The sequence below is a fragment of the Chitinophaga pendula genome, assembly GCF_020386615.1.
Lineage (GTDB): Bacteria > Bacteroidota > Bacteroidia > Chitinophagales > Chitinophagaceae > Chitinophaga > Chitinophaga pendula.
The window spans coordinates 4,371,223-4,393,022 of the sequence record NZ_CP077769.1; the positions used below are offsets into that span (position 1 = coordinate 4,371,223).

Sequence of the window (21,800 nt, forward strand, 5' to 3'; positions counted from 1 at the left end):
ACGATTGGTAGTCTGCGTTTTTGCTATTTTTGCTTGGACGATATTTTGATACCGGGCGTATTGCCAGCAGAAAATCCAGGTTCTTAAGAAAGCCTGTAAGTATCACTTACAGGCTTATTTTATTTCCGTCCGATGGTCAGGACGAAGGATATAGGACAGCGTTCCAATGAGGCAAGTCTAACAGTAAATTTTTATCTTACACAGCATTCTGCGTATTTGGTATCTATTAAGGTAAAATAACTTTCATGAGATGGATCACTCGTCAGCATCCTAAAATAGATCGCATTGCCTGTCCATGGCTCATACGAAGATTTATTGACCCGCATGCTGAGATCATCTACGTACCATTTGACGAAGTGCTGTCCAAAAGCATAGAAATGGATGCGACCCCTTTTGATATTCCAGGCGTAGAATATACCCACTACGGTGACGCCTGCACTTTCGACTATTTTATAAGGAAGCACAAGCTCACCGATCCTGCGCTGAGCGCCATGGCGCCGATCATCCGGGGTGCAGATACAGATCGGCATGAGATCGCAGCCCAGGCGTCAGGGCTATGGGCTATATCTGCCGGTCTTGCCTACAACCATAAAGACGATTACGAACTGCTGGAGAAAGGCATGCTGGTCTACGATGCCCTGTATAGCTGGGCCACCCATCTGCAAAAAGAAAAACATACACAACAACCTTTCGAGAGCCTGTTACTGGAGGTATTACAAAAATTTTTGAAAGGCAAACACGGAAGAAGTAAAAAAATGCCCGCCTGGGCGCAGGAACTTAAAGACCTGATCCAGGATCATATCGATGACAACCTGAGTCTGAAGGAAATTTCCAAAGACCTCGATATCAATCCCTCTTATTTATCGAGGGAGTTCTCCAAACACTTTGATAACCTGACCTTCGGCGAATACATCCGAAAGCAACGGATAGAAAAGGCCATTGAGCTGATGGCTGCTACTTCCCATTCACTTACAGATATTGCCTATCTCACAGGATTTTCAGACCAAAGTCATTTTACCCGCATTTTTAAGCTGCACACCGGCGAGAGTCCTTCTGAATACCGGAAAAAGAATAAGAAAAAGTAATTCCTGTACCAACCAGTAATTTCTATTCTATTTAAGCCGACGAGCTATTAATAGTATTGTGATCTGATTGAACGGATCACAAATATTATTCGCTGATGAATTACGGTTTCCTCTTATTATTTCTACTAGTCTTTATGGGCGCAACACCGACGGTTGCGCAGCCCATGTCTGCTTCTTTTCCAAAGATCACCGGCTATGTAGGCGTCATGCACCCCGTGGTGACTTTCGGCCGCGACAAACCGCATTACAATTTTGACGGCGCTTATGTAGGTGGCCTTCCCTGTGGCATCAATATCTGGAAGTCCAATAGTGTGGGCTTTTCGATGGAGTTTGTGCCCTTTGTACGTGCCGCTAATGGTACCAGCAAAATGAATAACCTCCTGTTCCACCCTGGTGCTTTGTTTAAACTGGGGCATGGCTTCGTGTTAGCAACGAGGGCCGCTTTTGAAACCTCCGGCCGCTATGGCGTTACACTTGTGCTGAATAAAACAGTCATCAAAAGAGCAAACAGTAGCTACTACGTGGCACTACCGGTACCGGCACGCTTTGGCAATGACCAGCCAGCCTCTGTATCGTTGGCCTTTCAATTCGGCATTGCCTTCTAACAATGAATAATGAGCAATCTATCACGCCTTATAGGCTGCGGGAGCTGGTGATCTATTTTCTACAATGTCATGTTAAAATGATTCGATCTTTTTTTTCCGGTATCTATGCTTACACATCGTTAACTGCCCGGGTCAAACTCTATAATCCATTCAATACCATACTTGTCCCTGAACATTCCAGCATAGGTACCCCATGGGCTGTCGCCAATTGGACCTTCCACTTCTCCACCCACTGACAAGCCATTAAATATTTTATCTGCTTCTTCCTGGCTTTCAGCATTCACGTATATTTTAGACCGGTTTTCATTTTCGCTTACCGGCCCCAAAAATCCCGGAACATCGTTGGCTACTAACACATTGTTTTTGCCAAGTGGCAGGCCGATGTACATTATTTTATCTGCCTCTTCTTCCGGCACCTGAAACTCAGCACTCGCTAAATCTTTAAACCGGGTGATTTTTGTAAACTCGCCGCCAAAAACTGATTTGTAAAAAGTGAATGCTTCCTCAGCATTGCCATTGAAGTTAATCCAGGGATTAATTGCTCTCATGATTGCTAGTTTTGGTTTACTTTGTTATTATTCTGCAATAAAGCATCGAATAGATCGCCCAATCTTTTAACATGCCTGTAAATCCGATCTCAAAGCCCCGCTCATTTTCTTATGATCAATTTATGTAAAATCCTTCAGAAGCATTGTTATAGGAATATGAAGTTGCTAAGTTGATGGTGGCCTTTATTTCAACTCAGGCAGCTTAATTCCTCAAGATCGGGGGGGCGAAGAGGCCCCGTTACCGGTCAGTAAAATAGTAAGACCCGCTCTTAGAGCGGGTCTTACTATTTTATTTTACGAGTAGTTCATATTCCATCTCCAATCGTTTGATTCTGGCAAATGCCGTAATGAACGGCATTAATCGCAAAAAGGATAAAGCGGGCAGAGTTTCAATTTCGCCTTTTTGATAGATTCGTAACTCACTTCAAACTCTTCGCTATTGTTTGCTGTAGGGGTCTGTGCACCTTTAATTTCTGTTAACAATGTCCGGTAGCGTTCAATGATCTTGGCCAGGCTTTTACTTGACCTATCTCGCTGATATGCCTCTGTTGCTCTCTGTGTGAAAAGATCAAACGACTTATTCGCGTTGTCGTTAATAACGACATTTGCCAATACCTCACGTTTGGCTTCCGTTAGCTTTAGGTTCAATGAATCTTTGGATTGTGCTTTGGCCTGCAGGCAAAAAAGCAATAGGAATCCACATAATAGTTTGTACATCTTCATAAGATTTAGTTAAAAGGGAATTAAATGGTTGCTATGCCATCAGAGCGAATAGTAGCGTCTGGTGTTTATTGTTGCCAGGTATTTAATTCCTGAAGTTGTAAAAATACAACTACCTGGTAGTTTTACAAACTGGTTTAAAATGTTCGGACTTCGGAGTAAGGCGATCTTTCTTAAGCCGTGATTTCCAATTTATATCCTTTGCCACGCACAACGACAATGTTAATATCAGGGTTCAGTTCCAGTTTTTTCCGAAGTTTTGATATGAACATATCCAGACTGCGACCTACAATCACTCCTTCATCTTCCCATATCTCTTTTTGCAGCCTGCTTCGTTCAATAGTCTCATTAGGCGACAATGCGAAAATGTGCAGTACACGGGTTTCAGTAGCGGTCAAATCTATTGGCTGTCCATTTATTATGAGTTTGCGATTCCTGGCGTCAAATAAAACTGCGCCTAAAGTAATCATGCCAGTATGCTGGCTATTATCGGGAGAGGTGCTTTGGGGCTTAACAGGTTTTATAGTAGGATGAGCAGATTTCAGCAAGAGAAAACCAGCAAATGCTAAAAATGGCAGGCAACCTAGAAGGTACCCGCTTTTTGCAGTATTTAGGTCCGGCGTTTCAATTTTGATGTTAATCTTATAACATGCTTTAGGCTGTGTTCTTCCTGTACAGGTTATAATATCGTCCTTTCCACTTTTTGACATCACGTATCCATAGACGACGCCGGAATCGGCACAGTTTAGTACGTTAACCACATAATTATGTGCCAGGGGGTCGTGGGTCAATAAGCGCCGGGTAGTATTCACCAGGGAGTCCGGTTGAAAAGTAAACTCATTCTCGAATCTGATCTGATATTCGTTTTCTGCGATCTTTTCTACCGGGAGCACCCTTGAGGTACTGTCTCCCGACTGTAAAAGCAGTTCATGTCCGATCTTACGGAGTAAGATTTCTCTCCTGGACATATCAACATCTCCCCTACCCTCCATGCTTAAAGCTACGCAGATCACTGAGATAGACAGCAGTAGTGTCAACCCGAACAGGTATTTGCGTTTCCCGGAGAGTGGATTCAGCCTAAGTCTCATAGTGTCAACGTTTTATTTACAAAGTTTACATTTTTATTTACAATCCCTATCCCCTACTCTGAGCGATATCAAAGTATTTTCGCCACGTCACTTCGATACGATATGCAAAATAAAAACGGTCCTACTATCTGCAAAAAAAGAAAAAAGAGCGCTGTATCGTCTGCTATTGGAAAGGTGCAGCTATTACAAATATTAAATAAATAAATTATGAAATCCATACCTGTCTATTTTTTGTGCTTGATGTCTGTCGTTCATACTTCCTGTGGACAACATCCAACAAACGCACCCAAAGGCCCTATAAAGACCAAGACTACAGACACCACTATTCCCCGGGTTCCCAAAGGGCTGACCCGGAATATAAAGAAAGCCAGCAACGGAGACATTTTGGTTGCTTCTCTCAGGGCTGTATTTCGCTACCATGGAAAATCGTTTACCAATTTAACAAGTAATATTAGTTCGCCCAGCTTCTGGGATGTGCTGGAAGATCGAAAGGGCCATCTTTGGTTATCTACCAGAGATTCGGGTGTTTATTATTACAATGGTAAGTCCTTTCAACATTTTACTACCCGGCAGGGGCTTCCTATGAATCAAGCCCTTGCTATTTATGAAGATAAAGCCGGTCATATTTGGTTCGGTTCCGGAGGTGGAGCCAGCCGCTACGATGGAAAGTCCTTCCGAAATTTCACCACGAAAGATGGACTGTCCAATAATGATGTCAATGTTATTATTGAAGACCAGACAGGTAAATTCTGGTTTGGCACGAGGGGTAATGCCTGCATATATGATGGGAAAACATTTACCATTTTAACACATGAAGGTCAACCTTTCAGGAATGTCCGCAGCATCATCAAAGATAAAAAAGGCAATATCTGGCTAGGCGGTAGTGATGGTCTCTGGCGTTATGATGGCCATACATTTACCAAACTTACCCAACATTTTATTGGTAATATCTACGAAGACAGTAAAGGAAACATCTGGACTACCAGTGAACGAAATCCCTATGAGACGGGCTGGACCCTTTCCCGCTATGATCAAAAGTCTTTGTACGATCAAAAGCCCACTGTAACTGAGATAACCTCCATAAAAAAAATGCTCTGTGGTATCCTGGAAGCTCCCGATGGAAGTATTTGGTTTGGCTCCATCGATGGTGTGTATCGTTATGATGGAAAGAACATCACGAACTTTAATCGTTGCTGACCCTCACATCATTTGTCTTTTATTCTTAATCAATATTATTTCCGTAGTATGAACAATAAACTATCCATCACTTATTTAATTTTACTTATCGCTCCTTTGTTCTTTGGTTGCCGTGGGGCAGTAACAGCCGAAAATAAAAGCGATACATTGGCAAGCCCGGTATCTGTAGGGCAAGGATATACTATAGATACAAAGGAAAGTGTTGTAATATGGAAAGGTGCTATGCTCATTGGTGCTAATTTTCATACCGGGTATGTGCATATATCATCAGGGGAATTGCTGATTGAGAACAGTCGACTTGTGGGTGGTACCGCTACGATCGACATGAATACAATGGGAGAAAAAAACGATGGGAGTGACAATGACCTTATTAAACACTTAAAATCGCCCGATTTCTTTGATGTTAAAAAATTCCCTCTTTCTACAATTGCCATCACCGATGCTGCACCAGCAGGTGGTGCACATATAAAAGTCACGGGAAAGCTAACTATTAAGGGTATCACACATCCCATTACTTTTCCAGTCAAAATAGAAGTTAAGGACGGGATTGTCGAAGCGGATGGGAGGCTTGTGATTGATCGAACGAAATGGGATGTCCGTTATAATTCCGGAAAGTTCTATGACAATTTAGCTGATGAAACTATTTCGGATTCTGTTGAATTCAATATAAAGATCATCGCTAAAAAATAAGAACCTGCATGCCTGGCAACGGACCATCCATCCTGGTAAACATTATGTCGAATTAAGTCGGCGCGGGTATCTTATTAAAAGACATTTATAGAAGATACCCGCGTAGCAGGCACTGAAGCTGTATAAAAGTTGTATCGGGAGGATGGTCATTGGCCCAAGGCTCTTGCATTAAATGGAGCCCTCTTATTTTCCATTTAGAATCCATTCTATGGCCGGATCAATACCTCGTTTATATGCTTCAAGCGACGGTAGTATCTGCTTATCCGGGCGGATACCATCCGAGTTTTTCTTTTGAAATGTATAAAACAGCAGCGAACAGGAAGCGTTCAGCAGAGAATTGGGGAGTTTGAACCATTTGATCTCCTGGTAGCCATTGGGCCTCGCGCCTGTGGGCTCTCCGACCAGTTCAGCCCCGAGGCAATCCTTAAAATGTACTGCGTTGGACATACCTGCAGAAAAAGTCTGTCTGCCAATCAGCACATAATATTTTACACCCGGATGCAGTGCATTATAGTTCAGAAACATGGGTAACATCAATTTCAGGCCTTTGTCAAAATTGCCACCACTATTCAACCGCATATCAATGATAATTTTGGTGGCTGTCTTTTTAAGATTTAAGCTATCATAGATGGACATGGTAGTCTTTTCAAAATCTTCCCACGAAGGATAGCCGGAAAAATTAACATAGTAAGTAGTAGGATTGATAGATTGATGCGTGATTGGCTCCTTAGGTTCCAGTCCATTTTTCAAAAACAACGGCAACGGATTATATGCCCATTGCCAATTGATGGATTTATTGGCTGGTATTGGCACGTTGACTTTTATCCTCTTTTTTTCATCTCCGAATTCAAAAACGGCGGCATCTTTATCGGAAATAAATCCAAACGCCATCAGGTATTCCGGTATATTCAGCCGGTCTGTTTGTTGTTTAAGTACGTATGTGGCTGATTCGCCGTGATCCACAATAGTGTTTAATGAGTCCCTGATCTGCTTTATCGGGTGGTTATTGATGGAAAGGAGTGGTAATCCGAGGGCCGTTTTATAAGCGGCATCACTTCTGATCAATATTACCTGGTTGTTGAATATAAAATAGTCAAGTGGATATTTCCTGTAATTTTCAGGTTCAATCAGCATAGTGTGACCATCTCCTGCCAGGGAGACCAATTGTTTGAAGCGCAAAAAGATCTGGTAGTTATTCAGCGTAGGTATCTCTTCATAAAAAGACGAATACTTCCTTTCAAATTCGGCCTTTGACGAAAAATGGTAAATGTTCAGATGATTTGCCTGAAGGCTATCATACAGGGCATGCAGATCATCCTGCCACTGTTTTTTAGTCAGACTTATAGGTTGATCATCTGCATTTTGTTGACTCCAGCCCGAAATAGTTGTCAATAGGCAGAACAATAAAATGTAAAATGGATGCCTTTTCATATTATTTGTGCTTCCTGGTTCCTATGTAGAAAGAGACATCAATATAAATATAAAACCGATACCGCTATTTGTTTTCCCCTTAAGTCTCTGTGAGCTGCCGGCTTTAAATGTCTTTATCCTCTCTAAATTATCCAGGATAATTATTATTTTAAGGCTATGTGGAACACCTCTTACAAACGTTTATGCTCTCTGGTGATTATTGCTGTCCTGATGGCTGTGGCGGTCAATAGTGCGGCACAGCCACCTGCTATTTTTCTTGCGGACCCTACCATATTCGTCGACAAGGGAATATTCTATTCGTATGGTACCGGCAGTAGTGAGGGTTTCCCCTATTATACCTCTTTGGACGGGAAGAGCTGGCGCCAGGGCCCCGATTCTGCCCACCGTTTGGCACTAACACATGGAGATGCTTATGGGAGCAGTGGCTTCTGGGCTCCGCAGGTGTTTAAACGAGGGAACAATTACTATATGGCATATACGGCCAATGAGCAGATCGCTATTGCCAAGGCGTCTAGTCCGGCAGGCCCTTTCCGGCAGGATGCTCCCGTGTCGCTCAGTGGTTCAGGCAGGCAAATCGACCCTTTCCTGTTTTTCGATAAGGACGGTAAAGTGTATCTCTACCATGTTAAGCTACAAGCAGGTAACCGGATCTTCGTTGCGGAAATGAAATCAGACCTGAGTGACGTAGTACCTGGAACGGAAAAGGAATGTATTGCCAGTACGGAAGCGTGGGAAAATACTGCCGGATCGGAATGGCCGGTAACTGAAGGGCCGACGGTATTCAAACGCAATAACCTTTACTACTTGCTCTATTCTGCTAACGATTTCCGCAGTAAAGACTATGCGGTAGGATATGCTACCGCCACCTCTCCTACCGGTCCCTGGAAGAAATATTCCGGTAATCCCATCATCAGCCGGCAAACGGTCCATCAAAATGGTTCGGGTCATGGCGATGTGTTTTACGGTAAAGACGGTAGTATGTATTACGTCTTTCATACCCACCGCTCAGCAGCGGCGGTATCTCCCCGGGCAACGGCTGCCGTGAGATTAACGTTCCGGCCGACAAAAAACGGAGCAGACGTACTGGAAGCTGACGGCCAGTCGTTCCGATGGTTGACAGTTGGGCCATAAACAAGGGGGATACTGAATGATAATGATGTTACAACACCAGGGCTTTGACGCCGCTGGCACATATAAAAAGGCCGGCATGTGTGTAGTGCTTCGGCCTTTTTATATTCATTATTCACTGGCTTGCCTTCTTAAGGTGCAGGCGTATTAATGTTACGACCTATGGCCTGTAAGAGGCTGTAAGTGCCCTGCAGGTCCTGGGAAAGTTCCCATATCATCACGCCCTTAATATACTGGGCGGCATATTTAGTCTTTGCCTCTATTGCAGTAATGCCATTGTATTTGTAGCCATCATAAGTATCTACATATGCTACAGCCGATCCGTATTGTGATAATAGATTTTTGAAGGAGATCGCTCCTGCACCGACTGTTGGTTTATATCCATAGAATGGTACACCCAGTACGAGTTTTGACGCCGGGGCACCTGATTGCAAGAACTTTTGGATATGCGCAATGGCAGCATCGTAGGTAGCGTGATTCCCGGTTCCGCCCCAGCCGTTGTCGTAAGACATGATGTTTATCAGATCCAGGTAGGCGTATGATGATGAAGGTATCATACCATCATCGTAACCAGCGGTTGCTGCGGTTACCAGCTTGCCCATCGGATTGATCTTATTCCGTAAAGCGGCGATAAAAGGTGCATAGTTCTGTTCATTCTTAATGGTGGACAGGGTATTACCTTCTACATCGATATCTATCCCATCCAGGTTGAAGTAAGTGACGAATGCGGCTAGGTTATTAATAAAGTTTGTCCGGTTAGCCGCTCTGAACTGCACGGCCATGTTGCCTGCATTCGGATCGGGTGAACCACCGCCCAATGAAGCCAGTACTTTGCGTCCTTTTGCATGTGCTTTACTTACGACATAGTTAATTTCGGCTGCATTGAAATCGCTGTAGAGGGGCTGTCCGTTGGACATGACGGCGCCGGAGGTACTGGAGGCAAAAAATGCGAGGTTGATATGGGTTACGATATTAAAGTCAATCGCATCTGTGACGCTCTGAACATTTACCCATCCGGGTACGTATCCTACTACTACTTTGCCAGGATTAGTGGCCGGGGGTGGCAACGCTTCATTTTGCGTATGCGCCTGCCCGGACTCTTTGCCTAATGATTGATCCGCTTGCTTACTGCATGCACAAAAGATGATGGTGAGCGAGGTAAAGTGGATGAAGAGATTGTGTAGGGTTTTCATTTTAGCTGATTTACGGGTTTGTGGAATTATAATTGGCATCTTTAACAGGGACTGCTGATATCCGTGTACGTACACGTCATAATTGAAAAAATAATGCCTTCTTAAAAGGCAAGCGTTGATCCTGGCTGAATAGGGTACTAATTAACTGTGAAAAATCCATGCGACGTTAACGTACACGAATTTAACTATAATCATTAAAAAATCAAATCTTTTCTTAAAGAAGTGGGGAGTTATTATGGTACTGCTAATTTTCAGCACAGGAGTGGATGTAGAAAGCAGTAACAGTCGTGCAGCACACGGGTGTGCGATTACAACAAATGTCATTCATAATACAACAACGACTGACAGCAGGCTATCAGCACTAAGACGATTATTCCGGGATAGCGTTCTATGTCTGTCTTGTAATATTATGCTTTGGTGCGTGAAGGTTTGAAAACGTCGCAATACCAGGTGCCTCTTTCATTGCTGGTCTCTTGGCGTTTCACCCCTTCAAACTTTTTCCTGATGAGGTCTACCAGAGAGATATTCCATTCATCATGATAAATAGAGGTAGCGAAAAGTCCGTCTTTCTCCAAATAATCTGTATACCGGTGTAGTAGTTCCAGGGGGGTATCGCTGTAATACAATGACTCATTAAAAATGATGATATCAAACTTGCTTCCGGGTACAAAATCTTCCATATCTGCACATTTGAATACGGTATTGGCATTTTGCAGGTGCTGTGTTTTCCGGATCGCTACTTCGGAAATATCCAGTCCCAGGAAGTATTGATAGGTCGACTTCAACCGGGGTAATAACAGTCCTTCGCCACAGCCTATTTCCAATACGTTCCCGCCCTGGCAATACTGACTCGTGAGTGCTGCAAGGGTATTGAGCCGTGGCTCTTCCAACGGAGATCTGAGCACCTCCCATTGTCCCGCGGCATATTGGCGGTCCCAAAGGTCTTTTTTCTTGTTAAACGATGTGTCGGATCTGTTCATAAATTATCTGATCATTTGCAGTGTATGTGACGTCACTATCCGGTGAAATGGTCCAGGGTTTTAAATACAGCATTGTTTTCTTTCAGAAAAAGGATCAACGACTTTAGCTGCCTGGCGTCTCGTGTAAAGTCAGGGGCGGCACTTTTTCTGAAAGCCCTGTCATGCATCAACAGTACGACGCTGTTATGTGTTCCCAACGTCAGTACTCTCTGTCCAACATCTTCCCAACCCTCTATCAGCCGATCTTTTTCCAGGTGTTGGGCGTCGTACATATCGAAGTCCGGGTGTATGCTATCTTTATCGTGGTAGTTTAGGCGTCCTTCCTGCTGTGCTTCTTTTATTCTGGACACAGCCTCTTTGTGGAATTCAAAGCTCATACACCATTCTGCATTCCAGCCATACAGGTGATATCCATCTTCGAATAAAGTCTTTGCCGGACGTTGGGTGCCTTCTTCGCAGTGAAAATATGGTTGACCGGTATTTGTAACTGTGCCTGCCGGTAGGTACCAGGAGTTTCTACCCGGAAGCCGGGCCAATTGTTTCTTCTGTCCTCTTGCCAGCAACCCGTTACGTTCCTCCCCATTTTTATTATAGATGATTCCTAGATAATGATTCAATACGCTTCTATTCTTATCGAAATCCATCCTGATAGACATTCGCTCTCCCCTGTCGTTCAAACGGGGGCCATCTTCCCGGTAATAATCTGCGTAAAAGAAATTAGCATGTGAGAAGCTGTGATTACCGATGGCATGCTCTTCGCAGATCTCTTTCAATACCCGGAGACATGCGGTACTATTCCGTCTATAGGCATAAAATACCTGCATACCTACCAGGAAAAAAGTGGCTTTGACGCCCATCTCTTTCAATATGGCCAGCACCTCTTCTGTTCCCGGTTGTATCCCGTCGTCAAAGGTCAGATACACTTCCATTTACAATTACTTTATTGGTAATATTCAAATGCACATTTTTCACTCTGAAGCAGGCTATATCCTGTTTATCAGGTGCGTTTCCGTCCCAGCTGATCTCTCCTGTGAGGTCTGCTGCTGCGATGAGTCCGGCGAATTTTACGAAGAGTGATGTTGCAGACCGGTTAATTCCAAAGCGGTCCCGGAATAAAATATAGCATACTGAGGCTTCTTTTGTTCTAGGGGACTGTTCTGTTCGTGATATGCCAGGTTTGGGCAGCTCTCCATATTGCAGGTCCCATGCTTCGGCAGCGTTCATAAAAATTGTTCTCAGCGAGGGGTGTAGTCTCTTCATGTAATCATCCAGGGGAATGCTTCCCAGGCCGTTTGCAAATGTAAGTTCCTGTTGCCTATCGTTTTTTTCTTCTACGGTAAGCAATCCGCTCTCGAACATTTCTTCTGAAATACTGTCCAGGTGTTTTGTCAAATTTTCGTAGAGGATGCATGAGCCCTGTTTTAGTGCTTCTATAAAAAATTTAGGGCGGGGAACTATATACGATAAGGTGAGGCACTCTGTTAAGGAGAGTGATTCCGGGGATTTGGAAAAATAGAAATCTGCCGCTGCCTTAATGCCATGGATACCCGGACCGAATTCTATTATGTTTAAATAGAGTTCGAGTATTCTGTTCTTACTTACTTTGAAAACATCTTCCATGAGCCAGGTCAGGAGTAGTTCTTCTATTTTACGGTAGACGGTACGATCCTTATGGAGGAAGAGGTTGCGTATCAGCTGCATACTCAGTGTACTGGCTCCCCTGGTGAATCTCCGGGTTACCAGATTGACCATGATAGCCTGGCCGATTGCGGCCAGATCGATGCCTTTATGTTTATAAAATTTGCGGTCTTCGGATATAAGAATAGCATTTCGCAGATGGACAGGGATTTTGTGTAATGGCAGGAAGTTAGCGCCGGTGGAGTCAAGCGTTAGTGCTTTCAGTTCTCTCTCCTGCTCGTATACCGTATGTATAAACGAACTATTCAGGCGATCCAGGTTGAGCTGACCGGGATTGATGACGGTGATATTATTGTCGGGAAGCAGTTGCCATTCAAAGCGAAAAGGAGGTTGAAGTTTCATTTTCAGGGTTGCGGCAGCACCCAATTCACCCTTATATGTTGCTGAGTACAGGGCTTTATATTGAAATGCAGGCAATGCGCTCAATAGTTCTTCCATGGTACAAGGCTTTAGCCTGATATTGGTTTCAAGCGATCCATCGCCGGAAAACAGGTGTTTCAGAAAACCGGAGATGGTGAGATCATTAAAGCGGATAGTGGCTGTATCCTGTATGAAGAAGCCGGTGTGGTCCATGTTACCCACCAGGTCCAGCTGCAGGCTGCCGGGTCGGCTATCGAGGCCCGGTATATTTTCCAATACGAGGGTATTGGCTTTTACCCCTAGTGAACAGTGGGAGCTATAAGCAGTCTTCCAGCTGATAGCCATGTTGAGCTGCAGCGCCTTATCTGCCATACTAACCGGCGATGAGGCGCCATTTATCACCCATTTTGAGTCTATTTCGAATTCCATCTTTAAGGCCGCTGCCGCTGTTGTTATATGAGTGCGGCCCTGTAACTCCAACTGATGTTCCTTACCTGCCTGTAGTACTTTCATTTTAAGCATACAGGTATCTTTCTTCAGCAGACAGGTATAGATGTTTATTCTCCTATTACCTGATTGGTCTGCCATAATATCCACATTGGTAAGGTGCAGTGTTATGGGGAGGTATTTATGCAGGTGCCTGGCTTTCCTGAAGGTGCTCTTATAGATGTTCTTCAGTATGGCATCGTAATTGGTCCGGGCATTTGCTGTGGTATCACTACTCCTGCCTTGAATTTTTAATACTGCGTTGGTGACGGTGAGTAGACTAATTTTCCGGCATGAACGCAGGCGGCTGATATTTATCCGTATTTTCAATTCTTCTGCAAGGAGTGATAATCCTCTGCGTTCGTCCCTATAGTTTACGGCTGTCATGCTTAGACCATTTACACCCATTAGTTTAAAAGTGCTGTAGTCCAAGGTAACCTGATAGCGGAGTAGTAATTTTCTTTTCAATGCTTCGTGTATGCGGTCTATCCACTTCACTTTTTTAAGCAAGCCTGTAACAAGTAATAGGAAGATACATACAATCATGATCCGGGATAAACGATATGCGGGTTAATAAATTGGCATAGATCTGCATTCAAAGTTGGATTATGTATCCTATAAAATTTGAATTTAGGGTATAAGTAATATACATCTTTTTCCTTAAAAAAGGCGGCCTTTGTGGGGTAGTTTTTGAAACAATAGCGAGCTCTTCACGGCCTGGTATGGAGTTATTGTCCTACTGCTTTATTGAGTGCGATGATTGCGTCTTTGAAATGTTGCCGGGCGATGAGGAATTGGAAATTGACTTTTCTTAATGCTACTCCAGCGCTGAGGATGTTAATTTCTGCATTTGCCAGGGCTGCGGTAGCTTTTGCCAGCAATCCTGGTTGATCCATGTTAGAACCCAGCAGGCAGACCATAGCGACGGGTTCGACGGTGACCTGTTCATACTTTTCTCTCAGGTCTTTCAGCAATTGTTGTTTCAAGTCATTTTCCCAGATGACGATACTGATGCTATTGGCACTGGTAGCTTTAAAGATGTAGCTGATGTCGTAACGGGCGAATACCTGCATGATATCGAGATCGCTACCTACCGCACCTACCATTAACGGATCGTATATATCGATGAGCAGTTGCTGGTCTGTACCGGTGATCACTTCCACTCTCTTATGTTCGGAAATATAATTTTTGGTGATCAGGGTACCCGGATGTTCCGGTTCGAAGGTATTTTTAATGCGCAGGTTGATACGTGCTATTTCGAGTGGTTTGGCTGCTTTAGGATGAATGGCTTCCATGCCGACATCTGCCAGCTGGTCAGCGATGTCATAGTTGGTATAGCCAACGGGTTTAACGTTTTCTATGCCTACCAGCCCCGGATCTGCGGTTGAGAGGTGATATTCTTTATGGATAATAGCTTCTTCGGGACGCAGCAGCTCGGCGATCCTGCTGAAAGTTACTTCTGAGTATCCCCGGTCGAATTCTCTCATGATCCCTTCTGTACCTTTTACATAACCGGTGGCAATACAGAGACAATTTTTAAGGTCGATGTTTGCGAATTCTTCTTTGATACGTTCATCAATTGTGAAGGAGCGTCCATCTCCCAGGCCACTTAGGTCTGCCAATGCTACATTAAGCCCCTTGTTGCGGAGGATATTTGCCAATATAAAGGCGGAATGGCTTTCTCCTATGGAGGCCAGTATTTCGCGTACAGCCAGCAGGATGCCTTCGTTGAGATATCCGGAAGCCAACATGGTGTTTGCGCTATCGAGATACATTAGTACCCGGTTAATCATATTATCGGTCACTTCGTCAGCATGGGTGATGTTCAGTCCCAGCGGGCCGTAGTTGGCATTCAGCTGACGGAGATGCAGTCTAACGGATTCAAGTGCACTGCGATAGTCGTTTCCGGTGGCGAATTGGTGATAGACGCCGGGGGCCTTTGTTTTTTTATTTTCCAGTAACAGGTTGGTGACGCCGGAGAAGGCGGAAACAATGAATACGCGATTGTACAGGTTATTGCCGGTACGGTTATAATAAATGATATTATCTATTACGTCTTTCAGGGCACTCATGGAGGTGCCGCCAATTTTTTCCACTGTTAGCATGCAGCGAAGCTATATAATTTATTCGTGTAATAAAAGCATATGGGCTATAGATACCTGCAGGCTTTTCGCATCTGCAACCTGTTACCTGGTTCCAGTAATTTACAAAACCGGCGGGTGCGTTAGCAGCGGTTTTCTCTTTCCCTGTTGCGGCCTGGGGGTATTTATCTTCATTGAGGCAACCGGCAAGCAGTATGTTGAGGCCACGGAGCGGGTTGGTGGAAATTCCGAATTCAATGCCCTTGCTGGATTGTTTGTCATCCTGTTTTACAAACCGGTCCCATTCCACACGGGTCGCATTGTCGATCTTGACGCCCCCTCCCACTGCCATTTCGTCGGCGAATATCCTTACTCGTCGGAATTCCGTTGTTGTCGCCAGTAGGAATTTGTTCTTTTGTCATCATAATACATACTGTATAATAATAACACCCGACATCAATATTTCGATCCATGTAGGCGCCGGCGTGCTGGCATTATTTGCAGGGCTATCCGCTATCATGGTCGGTAAAGGTAGCAAATGGCATATGTGCCAAGGTTGGCTATTATTGTGACCGGCACTGCTCTTTTTGGTGTAATTATATTTGACCGTACTACCTTTCTCCTGGTGCTTACTTTACTTGTTATTATTCAACGGTGGCAGCCTTAATGACCGTGACCATAGTATGATCTATTTAAAGGTATTATGCCGATCCGGATGCTTAGAGCGGCGATCTTATATGAGCGCAGTTATAAAATGATAAGTGTTTAGAGTGCGATGGTATCAGCATTCAGCGGCCCTGTATTATCAGCTTACAAACCATACAGCCAGTTACTTCCCTCCGCAGCCCGCATTATTTATATAATTTATATATTTACAAGGATCAGTAGTAAAAGGTTTTCATCAAAACAAGCGCATACTGATCCACTAACGAATCAGTATGCATAGACTTATTAAAACATTACTGATCTGTATACTCATTGGTCTTGCCTTTGGTACGTACTTGTATATTGCATTTGATCACCGTTTGATCCGCATATTTAAATCGCTTTTATCGAGCGTCACGATAGGTATATTAATGATGTACTGTATATACTACCGGCATTATTTCATCCATGTTACAGCTTCCCAGCCAGGCAAGGCCATTATCATGACTGTAGCTCTGATAGTTGCAGCAGTAGCCGGCACTATTATTATCTTCCTGGTACAATCGCTACTTCCTTCAGCACCTGCCTTCCGGTGGGCGAACGGCAGCGATACTTATCTTTTGAATATATTGATCGTTCTGGTAACCGGACTTCCTATTTATATGAGTGAGGAGTGGAAGGGCCAGCTTAACTCCAGGATGCTGGTACAACAGTATCGTGTATTGCAACTGGAGCAGCAACAGACGCTTTTCGAGCTGGAGTTATTGCGGGCAAAGATCAATTCACATTTTCTTTACAACATACATAATACTATTGCGGGGCTTATTACTGAAGCCCCTTCCAAGGCGGAGTCTCTTGTATTGTTGTTGTCTAAATTCTTCCGGTCTACTTTAACAAAAGACAATGTTGTTTTTCATGCTGTTCATGAAGAGCTGGACATCCTTTATACTTATCTCGAAATGCAGCAGTTACGGTTTGGCAGCAGGATGACTTCTAACATCCATGTGGCTGCGATCACAAGATTTATTCTTATGCCCTCTTTTATATTACAGCCTATAGTAGAGAATGCGGTCAAACATGGTATAGAAGCAAATGCGGGAGATGGATTTGTACACGTAGACATTCAATCTGACGATACTAATCTTACTTTTACTGTAGCAGACTCAGGTCCTCCATTTCCTGATTTACCAGGGGGTGGAGTCGGCCTGCAACTGGTGATGAACAAATTAAAGTTCCTTTACGATACTAACTATCAAATTGTATTCAGCAATACTCCTGAAAAACATGTCCGAATTACCATTCCCCGGCAGCCTGACAACCTTGCTTGTAGATGATGAAGAGGTTGCCATCAGCAGATTAAAAAAGCTCTTGCAGGTGCATCCGGAAATACATATTACCGGAGCGGCTACTGATGGAAGACAAGCTATTACCTTCATTAACCGGCATAAGCCGGCATTGGTATTTCTGGATATACAGCTGCCAGGTATTAATGGATTCGATTTGCTTTCAGCGTTGGAATATATGCCATTGGTGGTTTTTGTTACTGCTTACGATGCTTATGCGATAAAAGCGTTTGAGATAAATTCGCTGGACTATCTCCTCAAGCCAGTGGTACCGGAGCGCCTTGCGGTGACCATCAAACGTATTATTGCACATTACGCAGATAACGTTGATGTGTTGTCGAAGATAAAGACGTTACTGACTAACCAGCCGAGCAGCGAGACTATCAGTACTATCCCTGTGAAGACGGGGAATAAGACCATGCTTGTACAGGTGGGTGATATTCACTTTTTAGAGGCACGTGAAAAATATTGCTATATACATACTAAAAGCGAGTCTTACCTGACTGACTTTACACTTACTTACCTACAGGAGCGCCTTCCTGCGGGCTTCCTTCGTATACACCGGAGTTTTATCATCAATAAGCTAAAAATCCAGGAGATACATAAGTATCTGAAGGGCACTTATCTTTTGATCATGGCCGATGTGCATCAGACGCGGATCAAAAGTGCTTATTCTTATTCGGAGATCATCAAGCAACAGTTGCTATTATTCTAGGTATTCGCGATGTGCGTATAGAATTTTTCTGAAGGGGACAATAGCAGCAGATATCCTTTCTCTTCGTCATACAGCCAGTTTTGCCTGAGGGTGTTGTTATCAACTATATGTTTACCACGAGCGGGGTCTGCCAGATAGTATTTCCCTTTTTTTGCATTTATCTTATATAAGACCACAAAATGGGATGCTGTCCAATGTAAGATACAAGGCAGGGGTATAGTATCTGTAAGTTGCCGGATGGTGGTAGCGCCACTGATGGTAAGAAATCCCAGTTGTTGGGCTGCTTTATCGATATTATGCAGGCTGGCACCTTGTTCGGTGAGCTGTGAAATCCCGTTGAGATAATCAGGGTGGAATTTGCGGCCATAATACCTGGCGATCATGCGGATGCAGGCAGGGCCACAATCCTTGTTATGCAGCTGTTTGTAAAAAGGGAAAAGATACCGTTGTTTTAATGCTGTCCAATACATTGTTTCCGGTATTTTTTAGTCCAGCAAGGCAACTGCTTTGTATATGTCCGGGCGCGCGAATCGCAGGAGCTGATATCCTATTCCTGATAATCCCAACATAAATCCGGGGTTCTCCACGCCCAATGCGACACCGCAGGTGTATCCATCTCTTCCGGTTTGTTGTAACAAGGTGGTTACCATCCTGTAGGTATCTGTTAGCAGTACCTGGTCGTCGAAGTGTAGGGCAGCAGATAGGAGTAGTTCCAGGTTTCCCATATCTCCATGGCAGATAGATTGGTTGGTACCTAATCCGCTTTCACGGGTAGTAGCGATGGCGACCCGGATATCTTTGGTAATGGACTCCAGTGGAAGATGGCGATGTATTTTTATGCGGCTCAGGCCTATGCCAGCTGCGCCATGGCACCAGGCGATCATATGATAGTGTTCCTGGTGAGAAAGTTCCTGGTTACGTACCTGCCGTTTGTCCATCCAGTTACCTATTGACGGCATGAAAAGGCTGTTTTCGAATTCCAATGCTGCTATTGCATGATGTTTGTATTTTTCCATACCTGTCAATCCATATAGTTCCGACAGTGCCAACGCTATACCAGCGGCACCATGCCCCAGGCCTCCCAGGACATTACCGGTAATATTATTCCTCCAGCCTATCCCCTGCTCCAGTTGTTCTGCATCGGCTATTATCTTATCTCCCAATTTGGTCATAGTTGCTAACAGGCTTTCCTCTTGCTGTTGCAGATACAATATTTTAAGTGCACATATGATACCTGCGGCGCCGCTGATGATATCATGATCTATTATCTCTTCACAATGATCTACTATAAAGCGGGCACATTTCATGGCATGTTCCTGCAGGGAAGGTTGTTGCATAAAATAGCTGAGATGGTAGCAGCTATAGGCTATGCCGGCGCACCCGTCGAATGCGCCCATATTTTGTGTAAAGCTTGCCTGCAAGAGATGATCGGATATTTGTAACATCTTATTGACGCAACGATCTGCCAATTCTTTAAACGCTGCCTGCTTTGTTTCGTGATATAATGCTCCCAGGAAGAGGGCTACGCCTGGCAGGCCGCTATAGAGGTCTGTTTGCAGGGGTTTTACATCAAAATTATCATTATCTACGGCGATCAGGCTTACCCACTGTGCGTTGTCGTCTTGTGTGATGGCCAGTTCGGCTAATCTTTCTCCTATTGCGCAGGCGGCGTTGATCAAAGCATTTTTGTCCGGACTTCCGACGGCAGGTATAATATGATACCGTTTCTTATATGCATACTGGATCGTATCTGCATGCCTGGCGGTAGAAGAAGCCAGGGCAGCCCTTATAAACCAACATTGCTGCTCCATATCAGTGGTTGATAGTTGCCGGAGTTTGTCGGTCACTTCTTGTTGTCCGGAATTTGAGAAAAAGGAGGTGGTCGTTAATTTGTTGGCGCTGTATATATTTTTTTCCGAAGGGATGGCATTAAAAAAGGGTACATCCCTATTTTGTAAGGCTGTAATTTCTGCCGGAACGATATGTCGATAGGCATTGGTACGCGGTTCGGATTGCCATAACAAGTTAAATAGGGCGTCCTGTTCCAGTGCGTTCCGAAGGTGGTCCGGATGGAAAGCTGTTTTCAGTAGTTGAGAATAGGCAGCGGTAGGGCGTAATAAGATCCTGACATGGGTATCAAAACATGTAGGTAGCAGGGAAGTTGTATTCAACAATTCGTCGCGGTGTTCTTTTATGAGTTGATAACAATGTCTGAAGGCATTGTTGATGATGTCAGCATACTCGAGCGGTTGCACCAGTTGTTCATTGAAGCGGGGAATATTTGTACCCGCCTTGAACTGGGCCTGTCGTTTCCCACTTCTCATGTGATCAGTAGCGGTATTTTCCCAGGTAGGTACTGGTTTGGGTATTTCTCTTCCATCTATGTTAGTGATACCGCTCATATCGATGACGCCCTCTTCCACATACATTTTAAAGGGCAGCAGGTGTATGTTAAGTACGGACTGTCTTATTTTGCCGGTGACATTGCCATCGAGTGTATCTTCCACAGGCAGCGGATCAGGATGGAACAGGCTCTCGAGGTCTATCAGCATGGGGTGCGGGCCATTTGCGATGATGTTCTCGTAGTGAAAATCAGTGGCATTGATGGCGTATAGGACTGCCAGCAGGTATCCTATCCTGGTGTAAAATTCCTGTACGTCTGTGGTTGTGCGGCAGGGATGGTAAGAGATGAATTCCATCCATCCATATTGTTGTTTATCGAGTACTTTCAACAATTTGAAAGCGGGTTGGAGTTGTTTGCTATTAAACCATTGCAGGAGTTGTTGAAAGTGTCCATCGAGGGATAGGCTGCGTGGTTTGTAAACCAGCCGTTTGCCAGAAGTGAATGTATAAATTACTACTGTTTGTCCGCCATTATGTCGATCTCCGGCGTTCATCCGGAGGCCGGTGATCTTGTCGTCGCCGGCTATATCAAAATGTTGTCTGATATCCTGCCAGTCGTCGTTTAGCCGCTGTAGTAAGGTAAAACAATTTAATTCCCATCGTTGCATGTATTCATAGATGCAGCGAAAGAGTACGGGGTATTCTGCTACAAGGGTGTTCCTTTTTTCCGGTGTGGATAGCAGGTGTATAAAACTTTCGAATCTTTCTCCGGGTGTATTTCCCTGCAGCTCGTTTTTGACCCGGGCGACATTTAGTTCCAGTACGAGGGTGCGGTCTACCATTTCGAATACGGAGACAGCTATTTCGTTTAGTAGTTGGGGTATTATACGTTCCAGTTCGAAGGGACCTTTTTTTTGATGTGCGGTATATTGCCGGAGGGCGTTGGTCAGTTTTGTGACATAGGGGATAATAATAGGATCAGCCACATTAAAGAAGCCAGCCAATGGTATCTGTCCGGTTATCAGTGTTGCAAAGCTACTGTTACTTTGATCATAGGTGTTATACAGGCGAATAATGCTGGAGGTCCAATCCGGCAGCGGGATATCCAGTTGGCTTACCAAGGCGGGAAATTCTTCTGTACAGACGGCTGCCAGCTCGTCTCTGCTGATTTGCCGGGAGGTTAGCCATTCATCGAGGTATACCGGTTCATTGTATGGCGGCTGGGTAATCAAACGTTGATAAGCTTGTATTGCGGCCGGGCTGCTGCTTAGGGTGACCAGGGCATTTCTCAATGCAGCGTTACTGGTTACCAACTGTATACGTTCATACAGGTACAGGCCGTTTAGCAGCAAGGCGGGGCTTAGCTCTGTATCCACTGTCATCATGAGGTCGTTATTGTAGAGATGGGTAGGGCTGTAGCTACAGGCTGACCATTGCTGATCAGCCTGTATGTGGCAGGTTACT

Annotated in this window: 19 protein-coding genes; 7 read left to right on the forward strand and 12 right to left on the reverse strand. The window is 44.4% G+C overall.

The window, feature by feature from the left end; genetic code table 11:
* Window positions 1-245: 245 nt before the first annotated feature.
* Window positions 246-1,085 carry a chromate resistance protein ChrB domain-containing protein gene (locus KTO58_RS15470; protein ID WP_095838502.1) on the forward strand — a complete coding sequence of 280 codons (840 nt, stop codon included), beginning with the start codon at window positions 246-248 and terminating at the stop codon, window positions 1,083-1,085.
* A 95-nt stretch (window positions 1,086-1,180) separates the two neighbouring features.
* Window positions 1,181-1,690 carry a hypothetical protein gene (locus KTO58_RS15475; RefSeq protein ID WP_198315227.1) on the forward strand — a complete coding sequence of 170 codons (510 nt, stop codon included), beginning with the start codon at window positions 1,181-1,183 and terminating at the stop codon, window positions 1,688-1,690.
* Window positions 1,691-1,809: 119 nt separating this feature from the next.
* On the opposite strand, the gene KTO58_RS15480 is transcribed toward KTO58_RS15475, so the two are convergent.
* The 3 genes from KTO58_RS15480 to KTO58_RS15490 form a co-directional block, all read right to left on the reverse strand.
* On the reverse strand, window positions 1,810-2,238 hold the full coding sequence (locus KTO58_RS15480) for a VOC family protein (protein WP_095838500.1): 429 nt from the start codon (window positions 2,236-2,238) through the stop codon (window positions 1,810-1,812).
* Between the two features lie 357 nt (window positions 2,239-2,595).
* Entirely contained in the window at window positions 2,596-2,955 is a 360-nt protein-coding gene (locus KTO58_RS15485; RefSeq protein WP_157752924.1) for a hypothetical protein, read from the reverse strand.
* A gap of 176 nt (window positions 2,956-3,131) precedes the next feature.
* Window positions 3,132-4,046 carry a winged helix-turn-helix domain-containing protein gene (locus KTO58_RS15490; RefSeq protein ID WP_095838498.1) on the reverse strand — a complete coding sequence of 305 codons (915 nt, stop codon included), beginning with the start codon at window positions 4,044-4,046 and terminating at the stop codon, window positions 3,132-3,134.
* 207 nt (window positions 4,047-4,253) lie between these two features.
* On the opposite strand from KTO58_RS15490, the gene KTO58_RS15495 reads away from it, so the two are divergent.
* Window positions 4,254-5,243, forward strand: coding sequence for a ligand-binding sensor domain-containing protein (locus KTO58_RS15495; RefSeq protein ID WP_095838497.1), 990 nt, complete (start codon window positions 4,254-4,256; stop codon window positions 5,241-5,243).
* Between the two features lie 48 nt (window positions 5,244-5,291).
* On the forward strand, window positions 5,292-5,933 hold the full coding sequence (locus KTO58_RS15500) for a YceI family protein (protein WP_095838496.1): 642 nt from the start codon (window positions 5,292-5,294) through the stop codon (window positions 5,931-5,933).
* 183 nt (window positions 5,934-6,116) lie between these two features.
* Here the strand turns inward: KTO58_RS15500 and KTO58_RS15505 are convergent, their stop codons facing one another.
* Window positions 6,117-7,325: a S41 family peptidase gene (locus tag KTO58_RS15505; protein WP_095838495.1), complete on the reverse strand. Its 1,209-nt coding sequence runs from the start codon at window positions 7,323-7,325 to the stop codon at window positions 6,117-6,119.
* A gap of 195 nt (window positions 7,326-7,520) precedes the next feature.
* Here KTO58_RS15505 and KTO58_RS15510 point away from each other — a divergent pair, with 195 nt between their 5' ends.
* Window positions 7,521-8,495: a glycoside hydrolase family 43 protein gene (locus KTO58_RS15510; RefSeq protein ID WP_095838494.1), complete on the forward strand. Its 975-nt coding sequence runs from the start codon at window positions 7,521-7,523 to the stop codon at window positions 8,493-8,495.
* Between the two features lie 128 nt (window positions 8,496-8,623).
* Here KTO58_RS15510 and KTO58_RS15515 read toward each other — a convergent pair whose 3' ends face one another.
* The 6 genes from KTO58_RS15515 to KTO58_RS15540 all read right to left on the reverse strand — a co-directional run bounded on the left by KTO58_RS15515 (window position 8,624) and on the right by KTO58_RS15540 (window position 15,642).
* Window positions 8,624-9,685: a glycosyl hydrolase family 18 protein gene (locus tag KTO58_RS15515; RefSeq protein ID WP_157752923.1), complete on the reverse strand. Its 1,062-nt coding sequence runs from the start codon at window positions 9,683-9,685 to the stop codon at window positions 8,624-8,626.
* A gap of 407 nt (window positions 9,686-10,092) precedes the next feature.
* Entirely contained in the window at window positions 10,093-10,665 is a 573-nt protein-coding gene (locus tag KTO58_RS15520) for a class I SAM-dependent methyltransferase (RefSeq protein ID WP_095838492.1), read from the reverse strand.
* 35 nt (window positions 10,666-10,700) lie between these two features.
* Window positions 10,701-11,594, reverse strand: a complete 894-nt coding sequence (locus KTO58_RS15525; RefSeq protein ID WP_095838491.1) for a polysaccharide deacetylase family protein — start codon at window positions 11,592-11,594, stop codon at window positions 10,701-10,703.
* Complete coding sequence (locus KTO58_RS15530; RefSeq protein WP_095838490.1) at window positions 11,572-13,755, reverse strand: biosynthetic peptidoglycan transglycosylase; 2,184 nt, start codon at window positions 13,753-13,755, stop codon at window positions 11,572-11,574. Before KTO58_RS15530 ends, KTO58_RS15525 begins: the two co-directional genes overlap by 23 nt.
* A 182-nt stretch (window positions 13,756-13,937) precedes the next feature.
* Window positions 13,938-15,281, reverse strand: a complete 1,344-nt coding sequence (locus tag KTO58_RS15535) for an aspartate kinase (RefSeq protein ID WP_198315226.1) — start codon at window positions 15,279-15,281, stop codon at window positions 13,938-13,940.
* Entirely contained in the window at window positions 15,253-15,642 is a 390-nt protein-coding gene (locus tag KTO58_RS15540) for a hypothetical protein (protein ID WP_225859774.1), read from the reverse strand. Before KTO58_RS15540 ends, KTO58_RS15535 begins: the two co-directional genes overlap by 29 nt.
* Before the next feature lie 796 nt (window positions 15,643-16,438).
* Here KTO58_RS15540 and KTO58_RS15545 point away from each other — a divergent pair.
* Window positions 16,439-17,269, forward strand: coding sequence for a sensor histidine kinase (locus KTO58_RS15545; protein WP_157752922.1), 831 nt, complete (start codon window positions 16,439-16,441; stop codon window positions 17,267-17,269).
* Window positions 17,220-17,993 (forward strand): LytR/AlgR family response regulator transcription factor, encoded by a 774-nt coding sequence (locus KTO58_RS15550; protein WP_095838486.1) that lies wholly within the window; start codon window positions 17,220-17,222, stop codon window positions 17,991-17,993. Before KTO58_RS15545 ends, KTO58_RS15550 begins: the two co-directional genes overlap by 50 nt.
* On the opposite strand, the gene KTO58_RS15555 is transcribed toward KTO58_RS15550, so the two are convergent.
* Both KTO58_RS15555 and KTO58_RS15560 read right to left on the reverse strand, forming a co-directional pair.
* A complete protein-coding gene (locus KTO58_RS15555) occupies window positions 17,990-18,463 on the reverse strand; it encodes a cysteine peptidase family C39 domain-containing protein (RefSeq protein ID WP_095838485.1) in 474 nt (157 codons plus the stop codon). The genes KTO58_RS15550 and KTO58_RS15555 overlap by 4 nt on opposite strands.
* 15 nt (window positions 18,464-18,478) lie before the next feature.
* Window positions 18,479-21,721, reverse strand: coding sequence for a type 2 lanthipeptide synthetase LanM family protein (locus KTO58_RS15560; protein ID WP_095838484.1), 3,243 nt, complete (start codon window positions 21,719-21,721; stop codon window positions 18,479-18,481).
* Window positions 21,722-21,800 lie beyond the last annotated feature (79 nt).